Source organism: Saccharicrinis aurantiacus (assembly GCF_001660705.2).
Lineage (GTDB): Bacteria > Bacteroidota > Bacteroidia > Bacteroidales > Marinilabiliaceae > Saccharicrinis > Saccharicrinis aurantiacus.
Genome location: NZ_LYBV02000002.1, coordinates 1 through 18,781, shown reverse-complemented (window position 1 = coordinate 18,781; position 18,781 = coordinate 1). Strand labels below are relative to the sequence as shown.

13 protein-coding genes are annotated in these 18,781 nt (G+C 34.7%); 8 read left to right on the top strand and 5 right to left on the bottom strand.

Annotation, left to right across the window (positions count from 1 at the left end; genetic code table 11):
* Nucleotides 1-321: 321 nt before the first annotated feature.
* From A8B35_RS01465 to A8B35_RS01450, 4 genes are all read right to left on the bottom strand, one after another.
* The gene (locus A8B35_RS01465) at nucleotides 322-4,443 is read right to left on the bottom strand and encodes a hybrid sensor histidine kinase/response regulator transcription factor (RefSeq protein WP_068471532.1); all 4,122 of its coding nucleotides are present in this window, start codon (nucleotides 4,441-4,443) and stop codon (nucleotides 322-324) included.
* Between the two features lie 437 nt (nucleotides 4,444-4,880).
* Entirely contained in the window at nucleotides 4,881-7,457 is a 2,577-nt protein-coding gene (locus tag A8B35_RS01460; protein ID WP_171973132.1) for a beta-galactosidase, read from the bottom strand.
* A 271-nt stretch (nucleotides 7,458-7,728) separates the two neighbouring features.
* Nucleotides 7,729-9,093 carry a T9SS type A sorting domain-containing protein gene (locus A8B35_RS01455; protein WP_068471530.1) on the bottom strand — a complete coding sequence of 455 codons (1,365 nt, stop codon included), beginning with the start codon at nucleotides 9,091-9,093 and terminating at the stop codon, nucleotides 7,729-7,731.
* Between the two features lie 543 nt (nucleotides 9,094-9,636).
* Complete coding sequence (locus tag A8B35_RS01450; RefSeq protein WP_068471529.1) at nucleotides 9,637-10,296, bottom strand: B3/B4 domain-containing protein; 660 nt, start codon at nucleotides 10,294-10,296, stop codon at nucleotides 9,637-9,639.
* 112 nt (nucleotides 10,297-10,408) lie between these two features.
* On the opposite strand from A8B35_RS01450, the gene A8B35_RS01445 reads away from it, so the two are divergent.
* The 8 genes from A8B35_RS01445 (at nucleotide 10,409) to rsxA (ending at nucleotide 16,964) form a co-directional block, all read left to right on the top strand.
* The gene (locus tag A8B35_RS01445; protein WP_083634261.1) at nucleotides 10,409-11,107 is read left to right on the top strand and encodes an HAD family hydrolase; all 699 of its coding nucleotides are present in this window, start codon (nucleotides 10,409-10,411) and stop codon (nucleotides 11,105-11,107) included.
* A gap of 326 nt (nucleotides 11,108-11,433) precedes the next feature.
* Nucleotides 11,434-11,865 carry a SoxR reducing system RseC family protein gene (locus tag A8B35_RS01440; protein WP_068471528.1) on the top strand — a complete coding sequence of 144 codons (432 nt, stop codon included), beginning with the start codon at nucleotides 11,434-11,436 and terminating at the stop codon, nucleotides 11,863-11,865.
* 12 nt (nucleotides 11,866-11,877) lie between these two features.
* Nucleotides 11,878-12,825: a Fe-S cluster domain-containing protein gene (locus A8B35_RS01435; protein WP_068471527.1), complete on the top strand. Its 948-nt coding sequence runs from the start codon at nucleotides 11,878-11,880 to the stop codon at nucleotides 12,823-12,825.
* Nucleotides 12,826-12,827: 2 nt separating this feature from the next.
* A complete protein-coding gene (gene rsxC, locus A8B35_RS01430) occupies nucleotides 12,828-14,159 on the top strand; it encodes an electron transport complex subunit RsxC (RefSeq protein ID WP_068471526.1) in 1,332 nt (443 codons plus the stop codon).
* A gap of 46 nt (nucleotides 14,160-14,205) precedes the next feature.
* A complete protein-coding gene (locus A8B35_RS01425; protein WP_068471525.1) occupies nucleotides 14,206-15,204 on the top strand; it encodes an RnfABCDGE type electron transport complex subunit D in 999 nt (332 codons plus the stop codon).
* A gap of 8 nt (nucleotides 15,205-15,212) precedes the next feature.
* Nucleotides 15,213-15,806: an RnfABCDGE type electron transport complex subunit G gene (locus A8B35_RS01420; protein ID WP_068471524.1), complete on the top strand. Its 594-nt coding sequence runs from the start codon at nucleotides 15,213-15,215 to the stop codon at nucleotides 15,804-15,806.
* Nucleotides 15,803-16,387 carry an electron transport complex subunit RsxE gene (gene rsxE, locus A8B35_RS01415; RefSeq protein WP_068471523.1) on the top strand — a complete coding sequence of 195 codons (585 nt, stop codon included), beginning with the start codon at nucleotides 15,803-15,805 and terminating at the stop codon, nucleotides 16,385-16,387. Before A8B35_RS01420 ends, rsxE begins: the two co-directional genes overlap by 4 nt.
* 4 nt (nucleotides 16,388-16,391) lie before the next feature.
* Nucleotides 16,392-16,964, top strand: coding sequence for an electron transport complex subunit RsxA (rsxA, locus tag A8B35_RS01410; RefSeq protein WP_068471522.1), 573 nt, complete (start codon nucleotides 16,392-16,394; stop codon nucleotides 16,962-16,964).
* A gap of 77 nt (nucleotides 16,965-17,041) precedes the next feature.
* On the opposite strand, the gene A8B35_RS01405 is transcribed toward rsxA, so the two are convergent.
* A complete protein-coding gene (locus tag A8B35_RS01405; protein ID WP_075601816.1) occupies nucleotides 17,042-18,568 on the bottom strand; it encodes a hypothetical protein in 1,527 nt (508 codons plus the stop codon).
* Nucleotides 18,569-18,781: the final 213 nt, after the last annotated feature.

Below are 18,781 nucleotides of genomic sequence, written 5' to 3'. Positions count from 1 at the left end.
TATCAGTGTTTTTAGAGAACTCAAAATACCATTCAGATTTATCATACAAAAAAAATTACATATTAAATTTTCAACCAACATTGGCTGATTTTCATGATGTAAAATTGATAAGAACCTAGGGTAAGGATTAAACTTTCAGTAAATGTGATGTCTGAATTAGTTAATAAATGCAAATATTAGTTATCAGTATATAATTGCTTACTGAGAGAGAAGAACTGCACACTGAGAGAGAAGTAGCCAGTTATTCAACACTTATATATACATTTACTAACTAAGCCCACAATTACTTGTGAGCTTAACTATTTAAAATTTTAATAAATATTATTCTTTGGGTGGATACTTGCTTGGCGTTACACCATAGCGTTGCTTAAATATTTTACTAAAGTGCGTTCTACTCTTAAATCCGGTTTGTTCGCAAACTTCTGTTACTGTTAAATTACCACTTATTAACAATTCTGCTGCTTTTTTTAGTCGGTATGATTTTAATAAATCAAAAGGCGTTTGATTGGTGAGTTGCTTTACTTTCTGATAAAAATGTGTTCTGTTTAAATATAACTCTCGTGCAAAACTATCTAAATCTAAATCTTGATTATCGATATTTTCAGTCATTAATGTATACAACTTTTCTAAAAACACATTATCACTAGTACCAACAAGTTTCTTTTCTAATGCCAAAGGGAAATCTGATTGATAACGTTCGCGTAAACTTTTACGCCCGCTTAATATGTTCTCAATAGTAGAAATTAGATATTTCAAATCAAATGGCTTGGTAATATATCCATCAGCTCCTGTTTTTAGTCCATCTAGTTTATCGTTACTTGCAGTGCAAGCTGTTAATAAAACAACTGGAATATGACTAGTTTTAATATCGGATTTTATGATTTTACAGAGTTCAAAACCATTCAATTCTGGCATCAACACATCGCTCAAAACTATATCAGGCCACTCAGTCTCCATAGCTTCAACACACTGTTGACCATTGACAAATGATTTTACTTTAAAATAATGAGATAATGAATCCTCAGTAAAGGATCTCATTTCATCATTATCTTCTGCAAAATAAACCAAGGCATTTTTTGACTCTTCACCTAGAACTATACTTGAGAAGTCAAACTCATCATCAATTAAAAGTGTGTTATTTGTATTTTGTCTTTCTATTTCTAAGATAAATTGTTCTGTTTGGGTAATATTCTGTTGAGGTTTTTCACTCAAAATAGGCAATTTAACCGTAAAAACACTTCCCTTTCCCAATGTGCTTTTAACATTAATAAAACCATAGTGCATTTCTACTAATCGCTTTGTGTAGGCTAACCCAATACCTGATCCTCCTATATAAGCACTATGTTTTTTCTTTGACTGATAGAAACGCTCGAAAACATAATCTATATCTTCAGGATCAATACCTTTGCCTGTATCTGTAACGCTCAATTTTAATTTGTTCTCTATAACCTCATAATTCACTTCTACAGTATCTCCTTCTGAAGTAAACTTAAAGGCATTATTTAACAGGTTATTTACAATCTTTTCAAGCATTCCTTTGTCGGCAGCAACATAATAATTGCCTTGCCCCTTTAGTATAAGTGTTTTTCCATTTTCGCTAGCTAAATGTTCAAAATCTTTTACCACATCGACTATAAACTTCTTAAACGAAAATACCTCCTTATGCATCTGAAGAAGATTTTTATCAGCCCTCTGGAAATCATGTACCTGATCTACCAACTGAGACATTTTCTTGGATTGACGTTTTACTAAATTCAATTTATCAATTGAATCTTTATCGTCCTTATACTTACGAAGTAACAAATCAATAGGACCTGATATAAGTGTTAGTGGAGTTTTAAACTCATGAGATACATTTGTGAAGAACTTAAATTTAGCATCAGAAACAGTTTTAATATTGTCCTTCTCTAGTTGATCCAACTCAATAGTATGCTTTAGGTTAAGGGTATAGAATCTTATGCGAAAAACCAGAATAACCACCAGTATTAGTACTACAATGTAAAGAGCAATGGCCCAATACGATTTCCACCAAGGCGGTATTATTTCAATACTCAATACGTGTGCTTCTGTCCAGTCTTTATATACATTTGACGCTTGAACTTTAAGTGTGTATTTACCAGGAGGCAATCCGCTATAGCTTATATTACGTTTTCTTGAGGACACGGTAACCCAATCAGAATTTACAGGTTCTAATTTATACCTTAGATAATAACTATCAGGGTTAGAATAGTGCATAGCATTCATTGATAGGGAAAAAACATTCTCATCATGAAAAAGCTTTAATTCTTTAAGTCTATTTAAACGCTCCTTAATAATTACTCTTCCATTAATGGTATCTCCTGCATTTACATCTTTATTGTTCAGCTTTAAATCAATCAACTCTAGTCGCGGAAGACTTTCCAACTCGGTAACCTTAGTTGGATCAAAATAACAAAAACCTTCTTGGCCTGATAATACAATATTTCCATTGGGTAAAACAACATGTGCAAAATCAAAAACATCAAAGGGCAGACCATCTTCTTTTCTGAAAACCCTAAAAGTCTGTGACTTTTTATCATATTTGTTTAAACCTATATTTGTTGCAACCCAAAGGTTATCTTCCTGGTCGCAAACAATACTTTTTACTACATTATTAGATAGTCCGTCATTTTCTGTATACATAGTAAAATTAACATCTTCTCCATCTTCGTTAACTCTACAAATTCCACCTTCCTCTGTACCTACCCATAATTCACCAGATTTTGTTCTAGTGACACATGTTACAAAGTTACTTGATAAACTATTTAACTTGCTTTTATCCACAGTAAATTGCTGAACATCTAATTCTGAAAAAGCTTTTGTTTTATCAACTTTTATACGAAATAAACCATGAGTATCTGTACCTACCCAAATAATATCTTTGAGAGAATCGTAATACACATAACGGCCCATTCTTACATTCTTATCTTTAAACTTTGTAATGGAATGAATGCTTTCGACCTTAACGACTTCTCTCCTATTATTCAACCTAACCCGGAAAATATTATCCAAACAAGCCATCCAAATATCTCCATTCGCATCTTCTGCAAAAGAGCGGCATGTAGTTTCTGAAAAATCAGGACTAGATTCATGTTCAATCTTATGAGCTTTCTTCGCACCTGGATTTACTCTATAAATGCCATAACTACCTGATAAGCCAAACCATTTTTCTTTGTTTTTAAGTATTTCTACTGCACTTAAAGAAGCGCTATGTCCATTATTAAAAACATAAGGAAATGGCTCAAACTTTTCGGATGTAGTATTAAAAATTCCGGCGCCTCCATAATTGGCAATTAGTAATGCTCTTCTATTATCCAAAGCTTCCATACTTAATACATTATTGGATGTAATAGAATGTTTTAAGCCCATATTTGTATGATAATAGCAGAATGGATTTTTTTCGAAACCAAAGCGAAATACACCTTTATTAAAAGTAGCTACCCAACAATCAGATTCATCATTAACATAGAAAGAAGATACTTTTACCAATTGATTTTTGGGTCTATATGTGCTTACAATCAGGGGTTCTTTATTAATAATATGGTGAATATTATTAATTTTTTTTATACCAAATCGAGTGGAACCCAACCAAATATTTTCTTTTTTATCAATAGAAACTGTATTGTATTGCTTCTCTTGATCCCTTACTGCAACTACTCTAAGATTTGACGGTTGCTTCTCTCCTTCTAAAATTGCATAACCGCTAACCAAAGTTACAACTAACAAATCATTACACTTGGCTAATGCATTTGGTAAATCAACCTGAGGGATAGAAAGTAAAGACAATTTGTTTGTTTCATAATTATAAGAAATCAGCCCTGAGTTACAAGCTAATAAAATGGTATTATCGTTCCACAACAAAGCATCTGTAAAAATATGATTTTCCTGTTGTAAATCTTTCGTTTTAATATGATCAACCAATTCATAGTTTAGGTCAAAAACTAAAATCCCCTTTTTTTCTGTAACACAATACACCAAATCGTTGCTACCTATGAGTACCTTACGAACTATGGGGCCATCTACACCTTTCCAATAAAAATGTTCTGAGTAGATATTCAAAAACTGCTCTGTGGTATAATTGTAAATTGTTACCCCTTCATCAGTGCCTAACCATAAGTTTCCATTTTTATCTTCGCTTATGGTTCTCACTCTATTACTGAGCAAAAACGAGTTCTCTGGTGTGTTTCTATATACTTTAAAGTCATATCCATTATACCTATTAAGTCCTTGATAAGTTGCCATCCACAAATAGCCTCTTGAATCTTTAAACACTTCGGTTACACCATTATGCGAAAGCCCATCGCTAATGGTAATATGAGTATTGGGGGTTAGGGTAGATAGCGCTGTTACATGTTTTATAGAAATTGAAAACAACACTACAATAACAATAAATACGCATTTAATTTCTTTTATTACTACCAACATACTTTTGATTTTCTTCTTAATTTGATTGACTTAAATAAACCAAAAATTTAACAAATATTAGGAGCTATTAGGAAACAGAACGTATTCGGCAGTAAATACTGCTTACTTAAAATAGGTACTTCATAGGCAGTAAATCATATTATGCCCTACCACGCAATAATTTATAAGGATAAACCAGTCTCCCACAACATTGAACTTCTTGTAAAATTTACTCAAATTACCTTTTACTTACTTTCGCTTTTTTGTGAATTAGTTATAATATACCCCCTATATTACCCCCATATTACTCAGAATCTTGTCGATCTTATTTTAAAAAAAGTCTGTATGCACTGCATCACTACTGCTACATTACTTAGGCTTGATACAAAAAACGAGGAGTTCATTCGCTTACAGCATGAACTCCTCGTCATTTTTTCAAATGAATACAGTAAGTTGTACTATATTTTAATGTATTTGTGTACTTGATGCTTATTACCGGAAAGTATGCTAACTAAATAAGTACCTCTTGAAACTGTACTAATATCAACCGTTGCTTCTGAAACAGCTGATACGTTTTTTTTTATGATAGTTACACCAGCCATATTTTTTACTTCAATAACTGTATCAGGTACTATACTTGTGAAGTATATATTAATTCTACCTCCTGAAGGATTTGGGTAAATACTTGAAAAATTAAAATCTTTATCTCCTCCTATACTAGGCACAGACACATTGCTTTCTTCATCAGATATTTCAACAAAATAAACTTCAAAAGGCTTAAGTGTAACTTTAGGACTTACTTCTTTTCCTGTAAACAAATCAACACATTTGGTCCCATTTTGAGGATTGTTTAGAGTCACTTTTACCGTATTATCTTCCTTTCCAAGATTTACAACCGAAAGTACTTTATTTCCATTTTCGCCATCAACAATTCGCCAAACACACCCTTTTACACCTTCAGATGATTGAGTTAGTTGAATATCGGGCATTTTACCAGCACTTTCTACTAACTCAAGTGCTTTTTCTTTTATATCTTCTACAGAAGATAATTTATATAAGCTACCTGTGCCTGCGCTTAAACTTCCATGATCTCTTCCATATTCATCCTTCAGTAAACTTCCGTTAGCTAAAATAACAGCCCCACCATTATTTAGATAGTTTTGAATAGCATCGAACTCTGAATTTGTTACAAATTCTGTATTATTAATAACGACAACTTCCCAATTTGGAGTTTGATTATTTAATATATTTTGCGTTGCAAAACCAATAGGAACACCTTCAAAAAACATTGACTCATATGTCTTAAATACCTTGTCCATATATACATCATCCAAATGTGCTGATGTTTGTGAGAAAAATACACGAATAGGCTTATCCATTGAATTCATATCTGTTAATTCCTTACCAAAACTATTAGCATCCATAAATGTAGAAGTAATAGTATGTAAAGTTTTTGGTTGATGACTTACACCTACTATTAAACTTCCATTATAGCCTCTACTTTCGTTAATGGCATTCCCATTTTCACGTGACCAAACCCATGCCTGACTTGCGTTTAAACCATGCATAAAAGCCAACCAATACATTGACCTAACATAATCTTGATTTAAATCGTACTCAGCAAAAGCAGTTTTTGCTAAGAAATGATTTTCCGAATCATAAATGACTTGATTTGGTTTAACAGACTTGAAAAAATCAAAGGTCATGAAAGCTTCTCTCCAATCAACAGCATAGTCGTGTAATATCTCTTTATCCTCGCCCCAGGCATATAAATAAGCAGCCCCAGCATCACACCCTATAATATCAGAAATTTCAGTTAATGCTTCAAAATCCATTCCGTGATCATGCTTATTTTCTGACCAACAATGTGGCATCAATTTCATGTGAACTTTTGCATCAGAATCATACTTTTTTATTTCAGCTTTAATAAATTTAAACCATTCTGTTACTCGGTACATATTAAAACTCATCCAATCGTACCATTCTGCTGTTCCCTGCATACTTTTAGGCATAGGTAGCGTTGTTGTAAGCTCTTCAAAAGATGCAAAACTTTTATCCCAAAGGTTATTTAAGGTAGTTATATCGCCATGCTTATTGCTTAACCACAACTTATATTTTTCTATAGTATAATCAGATACACAAACACCATTATCATCAGTACTGTTCCAAGAATCTTTTACTGTATAAAAACTAGGCTCATTAAATAACATGTAACCCAGGTCTCTGTACTTTTTTCCTGCCATAAGCGGGATAAACTTCTCAAAAAGTAATTGATACATTTCGCGCGATCCTGGATGATCTATATCGTATTTCCCATATTTTCTAGAACCCACTGTTATATCAGGATACTTATTCTTTGCCCACTGTGGAACAATATTATTATCTAAAAAAACATCACCAAAAGAGGTATTAGGCTTAGCTACTATACTATTATATTGATAAGTATTAGGATCACCTTGTTCATTTATAATATAATTCGGCGATATATACGAGCCGTCAAACTGCCCGTAATAGGCTGTGTATCTATCCTCGTTAGGGCGCCAATTATAATCTGCTAAAAAAACAGGCTCACCATTTACTTCAAGATGATTGTCTACTAGTTCAACATCAGCCCAGTTAAAATTACTTACATCCCTACGTTTAATATCTCCCGCTATAACGTCTGTTAATGTAACTATGCTTTGATCTAAAATTTCGATGATACCCTCTCGGATAAATGAAGGTAACTGTTGCGCCATATTTTTAGCATCGTTGTTATAGTAGGGATGATCCAAATAATAGCTTTCGTTTTTATCTACATTATCTTCATCCCATTGTGCATAGCCTAAATAAATTTCAGCTGTTTGAACAGTCATTTGTTCCTTTGTTACATCTAACCCTATAGCTTGAGCATCTTGAATTAGGCTATTTAAGGTGGAGATCTTCGCATTTACCTCTTGTTCTGTTTGCGCTTTTGCAGTAATTAAACTGGCGAAGAATATCAAAAGCATAACTATCTGCCTTTGTATTTTATTACCCTGATATTTTATCATCATAATCGTTTTTATAATTGGTATATAAAGAAGTTTTTTTAAAAAGTACTCCTCACTAAGTAGCATTACTTTAGTGCTAAAGAACGTTTTTAATAGAAGTTGTTAAGGTTGTAGGAGAATTGCGAGAGTGACAATTTGCTATGGTTAATTTCAATTAAAGAACTTAGCCCAACAACAAGACTCTTAGTACTATCTCTATAAATAATAAGAAAATACCCTAGCAATAATTTTTACCGCTTGGGTATTACAAAAAGCTAAACCATGTGCCACGTGTTTATTTAATCCATACTTTCTTAATCACTTCCGAAGAATCATTTGTAACTTTTATAATATACATCCCAGGTGTTAAATCTGATACTGAGACTGCCGTGCTAGCTGCTGCATCATTATTAGAGTATACCATAACTCCAACTGCATTATATACGCTTATTCTACTTCCTTGTGCTGCCTTTATGTTTAATACTGTAGTAGCTGGATTTGGGAATATTACGATATCACCTTCTCTCGATTGATTTAAGTTACTTGTTGTTGATATACTAAAACTTCCGGCTTGTTCTAGTTCTGCAACCTTTGACGAATAATCTAAGTCTGTTGGAACTATATAAGCTTTTACATCAATTTGTCCCAACGCAAAATCACTTGGAATTACAAAATTTACTGCCATTAATTCATCTGCTCCTGCTGAAATAGTTGTACGTTGAGTATGACGCACTGTATTATCGCTTTTTGTAGCATACTCCAAAATTAAATCACAATCAGCATTTGCAGAATAAGTAACATTCATTTGAGAAGATTCACCTCTGATATAATCTGTTTTTTCAGGTACCGAAGAAGCTATTTCAGCAATTAGCGTAGATGAACTTCCTGCTACAATAGCAAATTCATACAGTCCATCCTCTAGGTTTTCCGTTAATCTTGAATTCCAATCCCCACCAATTGTTGTTGCATGTACTTTATAAATAATATCTGCTTCAACATGATCAAATGGAACTTGCCAATTGATTGCTTGTGTTACATCTGTTCCTGCCTTAACTGTAATTTGTTCCTTACCTGACAAGCCCCAATCATTTCCTTGGGTTGCATTTATCCAGAACTGAACTACTAAATCACAACTAACATTTGAGGTATAGGTAACTGTCATATCCGTTTTTGCACCTTGCACATAAAATGCTTCTGCACTATTGTTTACTATTCCGCTAATTGACACAACAGGCTCTACTGCCGAAGGGTCATCTATTTCAATCCAAACATCAGCACCTGTAGGCACGCCACTTTGCCAATTACCACCAACTTCTACCATATAGGTTGCGGCCTTAATATTTCCTAAACTTGCAGTTTCTAAAACTGAAACTGATACCTTAACAGATTGTTGTGTACCTGCAGGAACTGTTAATTTACCTGTTCCTTGCTTACCCCATACTATTTTACCATCTTCATTCATACCATTTCCATTCATATCAATAACAATATCCATAGTAGTTGCAGAAGTATAAACAACTGTAAAATCAATTGTTTCGCCCCTATTAACCTTAGTTGCATCAGGTGTTACAGAGTGAATAGCATCGGATGCATTTATATTAAAAGCTGTAATAAAAAGTGTAATTATGAATAGGGATAACTTGAGTAATTGATTTTTCATGTTTCTTAGTTTTAAATATTAGTGTACATTTTTTAACAGTTGCAATGTTAGTACTCTAATAATATCAGGGTTTATTTCTGAGTTAGTAGTTTGTAGTTATTAGTAAAAACCCGGTTTAAAATAACAAAAACAAACCACACAAATAAAAAACAAACCGCTGACCTAAAACACCTTAAGCCACCAACCTATAGTTATTAGTTTAGTTAGTAAATACTTTTAAGAAATAGAACTTCATCCTAGGCCTTTTAAAATTAGAATTACATCTATGAGTTATTAGTATCAATATGATGCACATATTTATCCCATTTAGTTGATATAATAAAAGCTGCACTAAAAAAATGCAGCTTTATTAATCCTCATATTATCTTACATATAAATTGAATTATAAATTAACGTTTGGTTACTCAACAAATTACTTCACTAAAGTTTTTGCTTACGGTTAACAACATGATTCTTTCAACATGCTAACTATAAATAAATCATTGTTGATGGTTAAATAACGCCTAACACTAATAACAATTATTACTACACCAATTCCGATAACTAAGTAATCGATTTTATTAAATCTGTAGCTTGGGCATATTTATTTAATAACTCGGCACATCTTTGTAAGATTCCTTCTAGAGAGTCTGACTGGCCAAAATCAACAAAAATAAAAAGAACCTCTTTAGTCGTGTCGTCAATCATTGTTCTAACCGAGTCACTAGTAGGCGTACCAAACGCTCCCAACTCATCTCTGAACACAGGCAAGTTTTCAATATTCAAATGCCCCCTACCGATGCCCTCATATGGCTCACCTTCTTTGCCTTTTCCGAATGAAATATCACCTTGTATTTTACTTTTATCGTAACCACAAATTGAAAAACCAGTTTCAATAGAAACCAAATTTAATATGTCCACAACATTCGAAATCGCGTACAAGCCCTTTTTATTGGCAATTCTGCGCATTAAAGCTTCGGCAGCAGGTCGGTATCGATTGGGGTCTTTCTCCAATAACCTGTAGGCATTTTTAGTTGCTTTTACTGTATCTTTTTCCCTAATAATCTCAGGTGTTAGTATATTCTCTAGTTCACTAATTTTATCATTTAAGAGTTTTTTCAAGGCTGGATAATCTGTATCAACAGTAATTTCTGCTTCGATACAACCAAAACGGATATTAGGAAGTACAGCTAACAAGTCGGGATCAATAGTAATTGGAGTCATATATATTTTTTATTTACATAAAATTAATACAAACAAAATAAAGTCTTTTTTAAACACGATGATAGGTTTTGATGAAAAAAGATAACTTTGCCAACGAAACAACAACTACAATATGAGTGCAGCAGATATATCATCACAAATTCCTGAAAATTTAAAGTGTATAATTTTTGATATGGATGGCGTTTTATACGACTCCATGAAGAATCATGAAAAATCGTGGACTGCATGTTTTAAAAATATAGGAATTGATTTTCCTGCCTATGATGCTTATTTATATGAAGGAAAGCCTGGACATCATACCATTCAAGAAGTTATAAAGAAACACTTAAATAGAGATGCCAGTGCTGATGAAGCAGAAGCTGTTTATCAGGATAAGGTAAAATATATGAGCCAATTACCAACACCTGTATTTTGCCCTGGCATGGATAAACTATTGCCTTTATTAAGAAAAGAAGGCTTAGCTGTTTGGGTAGTAACCGGATCAAAGCAGCCTACCCTTTTAAATAAATTAGGTGCCGATTTTGGTATGGATCCGGCCCATATCATCTCTGCTAAAGATGTTATAAACGGAAAACCGCACCCCGAACCATATTTAAAAGCAGTTGCAGGATCAGGTTTTAAAGCTTCACAATGCTTGGTTGTAGAAAATGCTCCGCTTGGAGTAAAAGCATCAAAAGCTGCGGATATTTTTACAATTGCAGTCAATACAGGTATTTTAAAACCCGAAGTACTAAAAAATGCAGGAGCCGATATTGTCCTACCTGGTACTGAACCTTTGATTTCAATTTTTGAGAATTATCTAAAAATATAAATTAGCATACTAAACTTCCGACTAGGCATATAAATCACTATCAGTGAGCACTAAAACACCGCTTTTTTGCCTAGTCGAAATAAAGAAAAATTTCTTTATAAAACACATACAATCAATCCTTAACACGAATTATTCCTACACCATTATCAGCGTAGAAAAAAACATTTCAGTTTAAAAATACAATTGTAATCTTCAGATTACACTATCTATCAGATAATTGCAATCTCCACATTACACTTTTATTTATTTATAACAATTACAAATAACGTAAGTCCCTTTGCAGTAAGCCTGTAATCCTTACTTTTGTTAGCAAATCAAAAGTAAAAATGGGCTCGCAAAATAAGGTAGTTGAACATAGCGGAGTAGTTGAAGAAGTGCTGAGCAAAATTATTAAGGTTCGTATTGTGCATGAATCAGCTTGTGCTTCGTGTCATGCTAAAGGAGCTTGTAATGCTTCGGATATGCAAGAAAAAATAATTGACGTATACCCTTTAGATATTAAAAGTGTAAAAAAAGGGAATAATGTAATTATACAAGGTCAACAGTCTTTAGGCCTAAAGGCTGCATTCATTGCTTACATCTTACCTTTTATATTGGTTTCGATAACACTATTTATTAGTTACGCCCTAACTAATGACGAAGCCATTAGCGGAATTGCTTCACTAGCTATCCTTATTCCTTACTTTTTAATCATTAAATACCTCTCGCCCCGTCTTCAAAAATCGTTTGTGTTTACTTTAAAACAAATCATTGAATAAATATATAATCAAATGAATATTGTAATAATTACCATTTTAACCTTAGGTATTCTAGGTACGCTTGCAGCTGTTGTGCTCTACTTTGTAGCACAGAAGTTTAAAGTGATTGAAGATCCAAGAATTGATCAGGTTGAGGAGGTGCTTCCTGCTGCAAATTGTGGCGGATGCGGTTTTCCGGGATGTAGAGCTTTTGCTGAAGCAATGGTTAAAAGCGATGACATCTCTTCTCTTAATTGCCCGGTTGGTGGTGCTGAAACTATGAATGCAGCTGCCAGCATCCTTGGTAAAGAAGTTGCGGCTTCTGATCCGATGATTGCTGTTGTTCGTTGCTATGGTACTTGCGATAACCGACCAAAAACAAACAACTATGATGGAGCTGGCTCTTGTGCAGTTTCTGCTTCACTTTATGGTGGAGACACGGGTTGTTCATTTGGCTGTTTAGGAGAAGGTGATTGTGTGGATGCTTGTAATTTTGATGCCATGGAAATGGATCCTAAAACAGGCTTACCTACCATTAACGACAATTGTGTTGCCTGTGGTGCTTGTGTGGATGCTTGTCCGAAAAACATTATCGAACTTCGCAAAAAAGGGCCTAAAGGTCGTCGTATTTTTGTATCGTGTATTAACGAAGACAAAGGTGGCGCTGCAAAGAAAGCTTGTTCTGCTGCTTGTATCGGATGTAAAAAATGTCAGAAAGAATGTCCGTTTGAGGCCATTACAGTTGAAAACAACTTGGCATACATCGATTACAGCAAATGTAAATTATGCAGAAAGTGCGTAAGCGTTTGTCCTACAAATGCCATTCACGAGATCAACTTTCCACCAAAGAAGGTAAAGCCCGTTGCTGTTAAAAAACCAGTAGCTCCTGTAGGTGATGCTCCCAAAACGGCAGCACCAAAGGCTGAAGCAACTAAGAAAGAAAATAATCCATCAGTGGAATCAAAAAATAAGGAGGAATAGACGTGTTAAAAACATTTTCATTGGGAGGTATTCATCCTCCGGAAAACAAATTCTCGGCAGGTCAAAAAATTGAATCTATGCCGATTCCTTCGCAGGTAACCATTCCTGTTGGACAACACATTGGCGCTCCGGCTGCCGCTGTGGTAAAAAAGGGAGATACTGTTAAAGTGGGTACATTATTGGCTAAAGCAGCCGGTTTTGTATCGGCAAACATTCACTCTCCAGTATCAGGTACTGTATTCAAAATTGATAAAGTAGCAGATGCCAGTGGTCTTAAAAAAGAATCCATCATTATTAATGTAGAAGGTGATGAATGGGAAGAGAGCATTGATCGCTCAAGCGACTTGGTTACTGAAATCAATATGGCACCGCAAGACATTGTGAAAAGAATTGCCGATTGCGGAATTGTAGGTTTAGGAGGAGCAACATTTCCTGCTCACGTTAAACTATCGGTTCCTACCGGAAAAACTTGCGATGTATTGATATTAAATGCTGTGGAATGCGAACCTTACCTTACATCTGACCATCAGTTAATGATGGAAAAGGGTGAAGAAATTATGGTTGGTACTTCAATTTTAATGGCTGCACTTAAAGTGGATAGAGCTGTTATTGGCATTGAAAACAATAAGAAGGATGCCATTGATCATTTAACAAATTTAGCGAGCAAATACCCTGGTATTCAAATTGAAGCTTTAAAAGTTCAATATCCTCAAGGGGGAGAAAAACAACTGATTGATGCCTGCATCAAACGTCAGATTCCTTCAGGAAAATTGCCTATAGAAGTTGGTGCTGTTGTTCAAAACGTAGGAACCACTTTTGCAGTATATGAGGCAGTACAAAAAAACAAGCCATTGTTTGAACGTATTGTTACAGTTACCGGAAAATCAGTTTCTAAACCATCAAACTTTTTAGCACGCGTAGGAACGCCAATCAGTCAATTAATTGATCAAGCTGGCGGTTTACCTGCAGATACTGAAAAGGTAATTGGCGGTGGCCCAATGATGGGTAAAGCCATAGTATCAACAGATGCGCCTATTACCAAAGGTAGTTCTGGTATTTTAATCGTGAAAGGCGAAGAAGCCAAACGCGAAAAAATGCAACCTTGTATTAAGTGTAGTAAATGTATCTCAGTTTGCCCAATGGGATTAGAGCCTTATTTATTAATGACGGTATCGCAAAAAGCCATTTGGGATAGAGCTGAAGAGGAACAGATAATGGATTGTATCGAATGTGGTTCATGCAGCTACACTTGTCCTTCAACCCGACCACTATTGGATTACATCCGATTAGGAAAAGGAAAAGTTGGACAAATAATGAGAAGTAGAACAAAATAACTGGTGCATCCAGATCTATTTATTTAGAATATAAAAATATTATAATATGAATACATTTACCGTTTCACCATCACCACACATCCATAGTGGCGATAGCGTGAAAAAGAATATGTACGGCGTAATTATAGCATTGCTTCCAACATTGGCCATATCCATTTACAATTTTGGATTAGGTGCTTTGGTGGTAACAGCTACTGCAATTGCTGCCTGTTTGCTTTTTGAGCATCTCATTCAAAAGTTTCTATTAAAACAAGAAACTACCATTTGGGATGGTTCTGCAATTATCACAGGAATGCTTTTGGCATTTAACATCCCTAGTAATCTTCCTATTTGGATTATTGTTATTGGTGCTTTAGTGGCCATCGGAATTGGTAAAATGTCGTTTGGTGGTTTGGGTAATAACCCATTTAACCCAGCATTGGTAGGTCGAGTATTCTTACTCATCTCCTTCCCAGTTCAAATGACATCGTGGCCAACAATTAAGAATACCTTCTTAAGTTATACCGATGTACAAACAGGCGCTACACCTCTTTCTGTAATGAAAGAAGCTTTGGCAAATGGCGAGTTACCAACCGATGTATTGGGGCAAATACCAAGCTATCGCGATATGTTCCTCGGACTTCAGGGTGGTAGTGCTGGTGAAATGGCAGGTATTGCCATTCTTATTGGTTTGGCATTTATGCTTTTCCGTAAAATCATCACTTGGCATATACCTGTAGCCGTATTAGGTTCTGTGTTTGCCTTTGCCGGCATACTACATTGGATTGACCCAATGATGTACGCGCCACCAATGTTCCACATTCTATCGGGAGGTTTATTTTTAGGAGCTGTATTTATGGCTACCGATTATGCGAGTTCTCCTATGAGTAACAAAGGAGGTATAATTTTCGGTATTGGTATTGGAGTTATCACAGTTGCCATTCGTGTATTTGGTGCTTATCCTGAAGGAATCTCGTTTGCTATTCTTATCATGAATGCATTTGTTCCGTTAATTGATAAATACATTAAGCCAAAACGTTTTGGCGAAGTAGCTAAAAAGAAATAAAGTAAATCATGGCAAAAACAGAATCAAATTTAATAAATATGGTGCTTGCCTTACTAATTATCACCCTTGTTGCGGGAGGTACTTTAGGAATGGTTTACAAAGTTACCAAAGAGCCAATTGCTACAGCAAAGCTTGCGAAGCAAAAAGCGGCTATAGAAAGTGTGGTACCCGGGTTTGACAATAACCCAACCGATGAAACTTACGAATTAACTTCTGCCGAAGGCTATCAACTTGAAGTTTTCCCTTGTAAAAAAGGAAGTGAGCTTTTAGGAGTTGCTATCTCAAGCAAGACGATGAAAGGCTTTAGTGGAGAAATAAAATTAATGGTTGGTTTAAAGCCAGATGGCTCTATCATTAACTATTCAGTTTTAGAACACAAAGAAACACCAGGTTTAGGATCTAAAATGCAAGAGTGGTTTAACTCAACTGAGAAACCAAGTCAATCGGTATTAGGTAAAAACCCCGGTGCTGATAACTTAACCGTTTCAAAAGATGGCGGTGATGTTGATGCTATTACAGCAGCAACCATCAGTTCAAGAGCATTTTTAGATGCCATAACAATTGCCTACAATACATACACTAAGGAAGGAGGCCAGAAATGAATCAGAAAGAAAACTTTTTAAAGGGATTTTTTAAGGAAAATGCCGTATTCACACTACTACTGGGGATGTGTCCTACACTGGGAGTAACCTCTTCTGCCATTAATGGTTTGGGTATGGGCTTAGCCACCACATTTGTGTTGGTGATGAGTAACATTGTAGTTTCGTTAGTTAAAGATATGATTCCGGATAAGGTTCGTATTCCTGCTTTTATTGTAATTATTGCCTCGTTTGTAACGGTGGTTGAATTATTGATGCAAGCTTACCTTCCTTCTTTATTCGAATCGCTAGGATTGTTTATTCCACTTATCGTGGTAAACTGTGTTGTATTAGGAAGAGCAGAAGCTTTTGCCTCTAAAAACAACCCTCTTTCATCAATGATTGATGGTTTAGGAATGGGACTTGGTTTTGCCATGGCATTAACTATGCTAGGTAGTGTTAGAGAATTTTTAGGAAGCGGTAAAATATTCGACATGGTAGTGTTCCCTGAACAATACGGTATGTTGGTATTTGTTTTGGCTCCGGGTGCATTTATTGCCCTCGCCTACCTTATTGCTATTATCGACAAACTTAAAAAAGCCTAGTATTATGGAATATGTATTAATATTTATATCGGCCATATTTGTTAACAACATTGTACTGGCTCAGTTTTTAGGGATTTGTCCGTTTTTAGGCGTTTCTAAAAAAATATCAACCGGAATAGGTATGACGGGTGCTGTAACCTTTGTAATGGTTATTGCTACTATTGTTACCTATTTAATTCAGAAATTTGTACTAGATGCCTTTAACGTAGGCTTCTTGCAAACCATTACGTTTATTCTGGTAATTGCATCATTAGTACAGTTGGTAGAAATTATATTAAAAAAGGTAAGTCCTCCACTTTATCAAGCATTGGGGGTGTTTTTACCATTAATTACTACAAACTGTGCCATATTAGGGGTTGCTATTATGACGATTCAGAAAGATTTTAACCTGTTAGAATCGGTTGCTTTTGCTGCTGCAAATGCCATTGGTTTTGGATTAGCCCTAATTATTTTTGCAGGTATCAGAGAGCAACTTGAACTTGCCGACTTACCAAAAGGGATGAAAGGAACACCTATTGCTCTATTGGTAGCAGGTATATTAGCGCTAGCCTTTATGGGTTTTGCGGGTATGGTATAGAACCACATTACAAATACAAAATAAACAAGAAATCCCCTTCCGATAAATCAGAAGGGGATTTTTATTTTAGATTAATATTAATTAAATACTTCTATACACGGTGAATTCACCTGAGTAATTAAAATTTGAAGATCACTATTACCATTGTAGAATGCAATTACCTTATACTCACCATAACCTGGAGAATAAGTTGCATCAGTTGCAACAGCACTCACAATTGCAGAGATATCGGCATTATTATTAGCTCCACATATTTTCCAAATGATTTTTTGTATTAATTGACCTTGACCGGAAACAGGCACTCCATTAGAAAACAAATTACTATTATTAACAAACCATGCAACACGGTCAATCATTAGGTTAGTGATATTATTTACAGCAACAGGCCCAAAATCATCAACCACATAAAACTTAATTCCTGATGTTGTTCCACTAGGAAAAGCATCACCATAATTTATACACCATCCGTTGTAATAAGTATTATTAAGAACACTATAACCACTAGGGATACCTGTGAACATAAATTTGGCAAAATAATTATTCGAATAATTCGTTTTCATAGCCGTCATTTGAATACCTTGAACACTATGATCCGGTAGGTTTAAATGTGCAGGTAAAACCCAATCTGCACTTTCATGACAATCACCTATAACGAAATCAAGCATATCATCATCTTCACCAAAGTCTGTACTTGCATCAGCCGTAATAACTTTAACAGATACCCAATCAAGCACATTACCTACAGGTAATAACACTTTCAATTCCATGGTAACATCTTCGCTTTCTTCATCCAAATCTGACCAATAAACTGCTAAACATTCATTTAACGGATCTTCAAGATTTGAGAATTCTCTTACAGTACCATCAGCTTGAGTGATAATTACTTTTACTTTTGCGATAACATCAAATAATGAACCTCCTTGAACTTGATCGTAATACGTGAAGACTTGATCATCACCATATAGATACTCAGCCATGTACGATTCTGGTTCACAAATACAAATATCACCAAACACACAAATACTTCGTACTGTAATTGGTCGAATATTAAACCAAATAAAACCGAAATAATCATAGGTTAAATCATCGTAACAAATTACATCTATAACAAACTCCGTTTTTGCAAATTTCTCAACAGTAATAGTTCTTAATCCATTAGCTGGATTTATGAATTGAAAGAAATCAGAACCAGAGTGCGGTGTAGCCTTTAAAGCATTTCCTAACTCATCTTTAACAATAAATTCACTAATAGCGATATCCATAGTGCTAAGACTGCCTAACAACACTTTTATTGGTTGAGTAACAAACTTACCATCAACATAAAAAACAGGTATATCTACTGTCTGAGGACCCGCATCAGGATCATCACCAACAATATCGTACACAATAGTTGCATGATCGTATGCCTCTGCATAATTAAGGTCAGGATCACACATCGGCAACATATCATCCATTAGTGGAGCATTTTTTAAGGTCACTAAATCAGCATCATTCGCAACAACGGCAAATTCAGCATACGCTTCCTCTGCAGGTGCTTTTGTTTCTTCCTTACAACTTGCCATAATCAGTGCGAAAACAGCAAAAACTAAAAGTAACTTTTTCATGATCGTAATTTTTAGATTATTTAATTATGATCTTAAAATATGGGAGGCCAGATGTGCCGTCAATAGCGATAAAGCCTTAGTAATTTTCTTAAATCTACAACACACACACGTTCATAATCACTAAAAAAATATTCGTTAAAGAATTATCGTAATTCATCAACATGCAAAATATTTATTATTTATAACCATTCTAAATAACAAACAATTAGACAC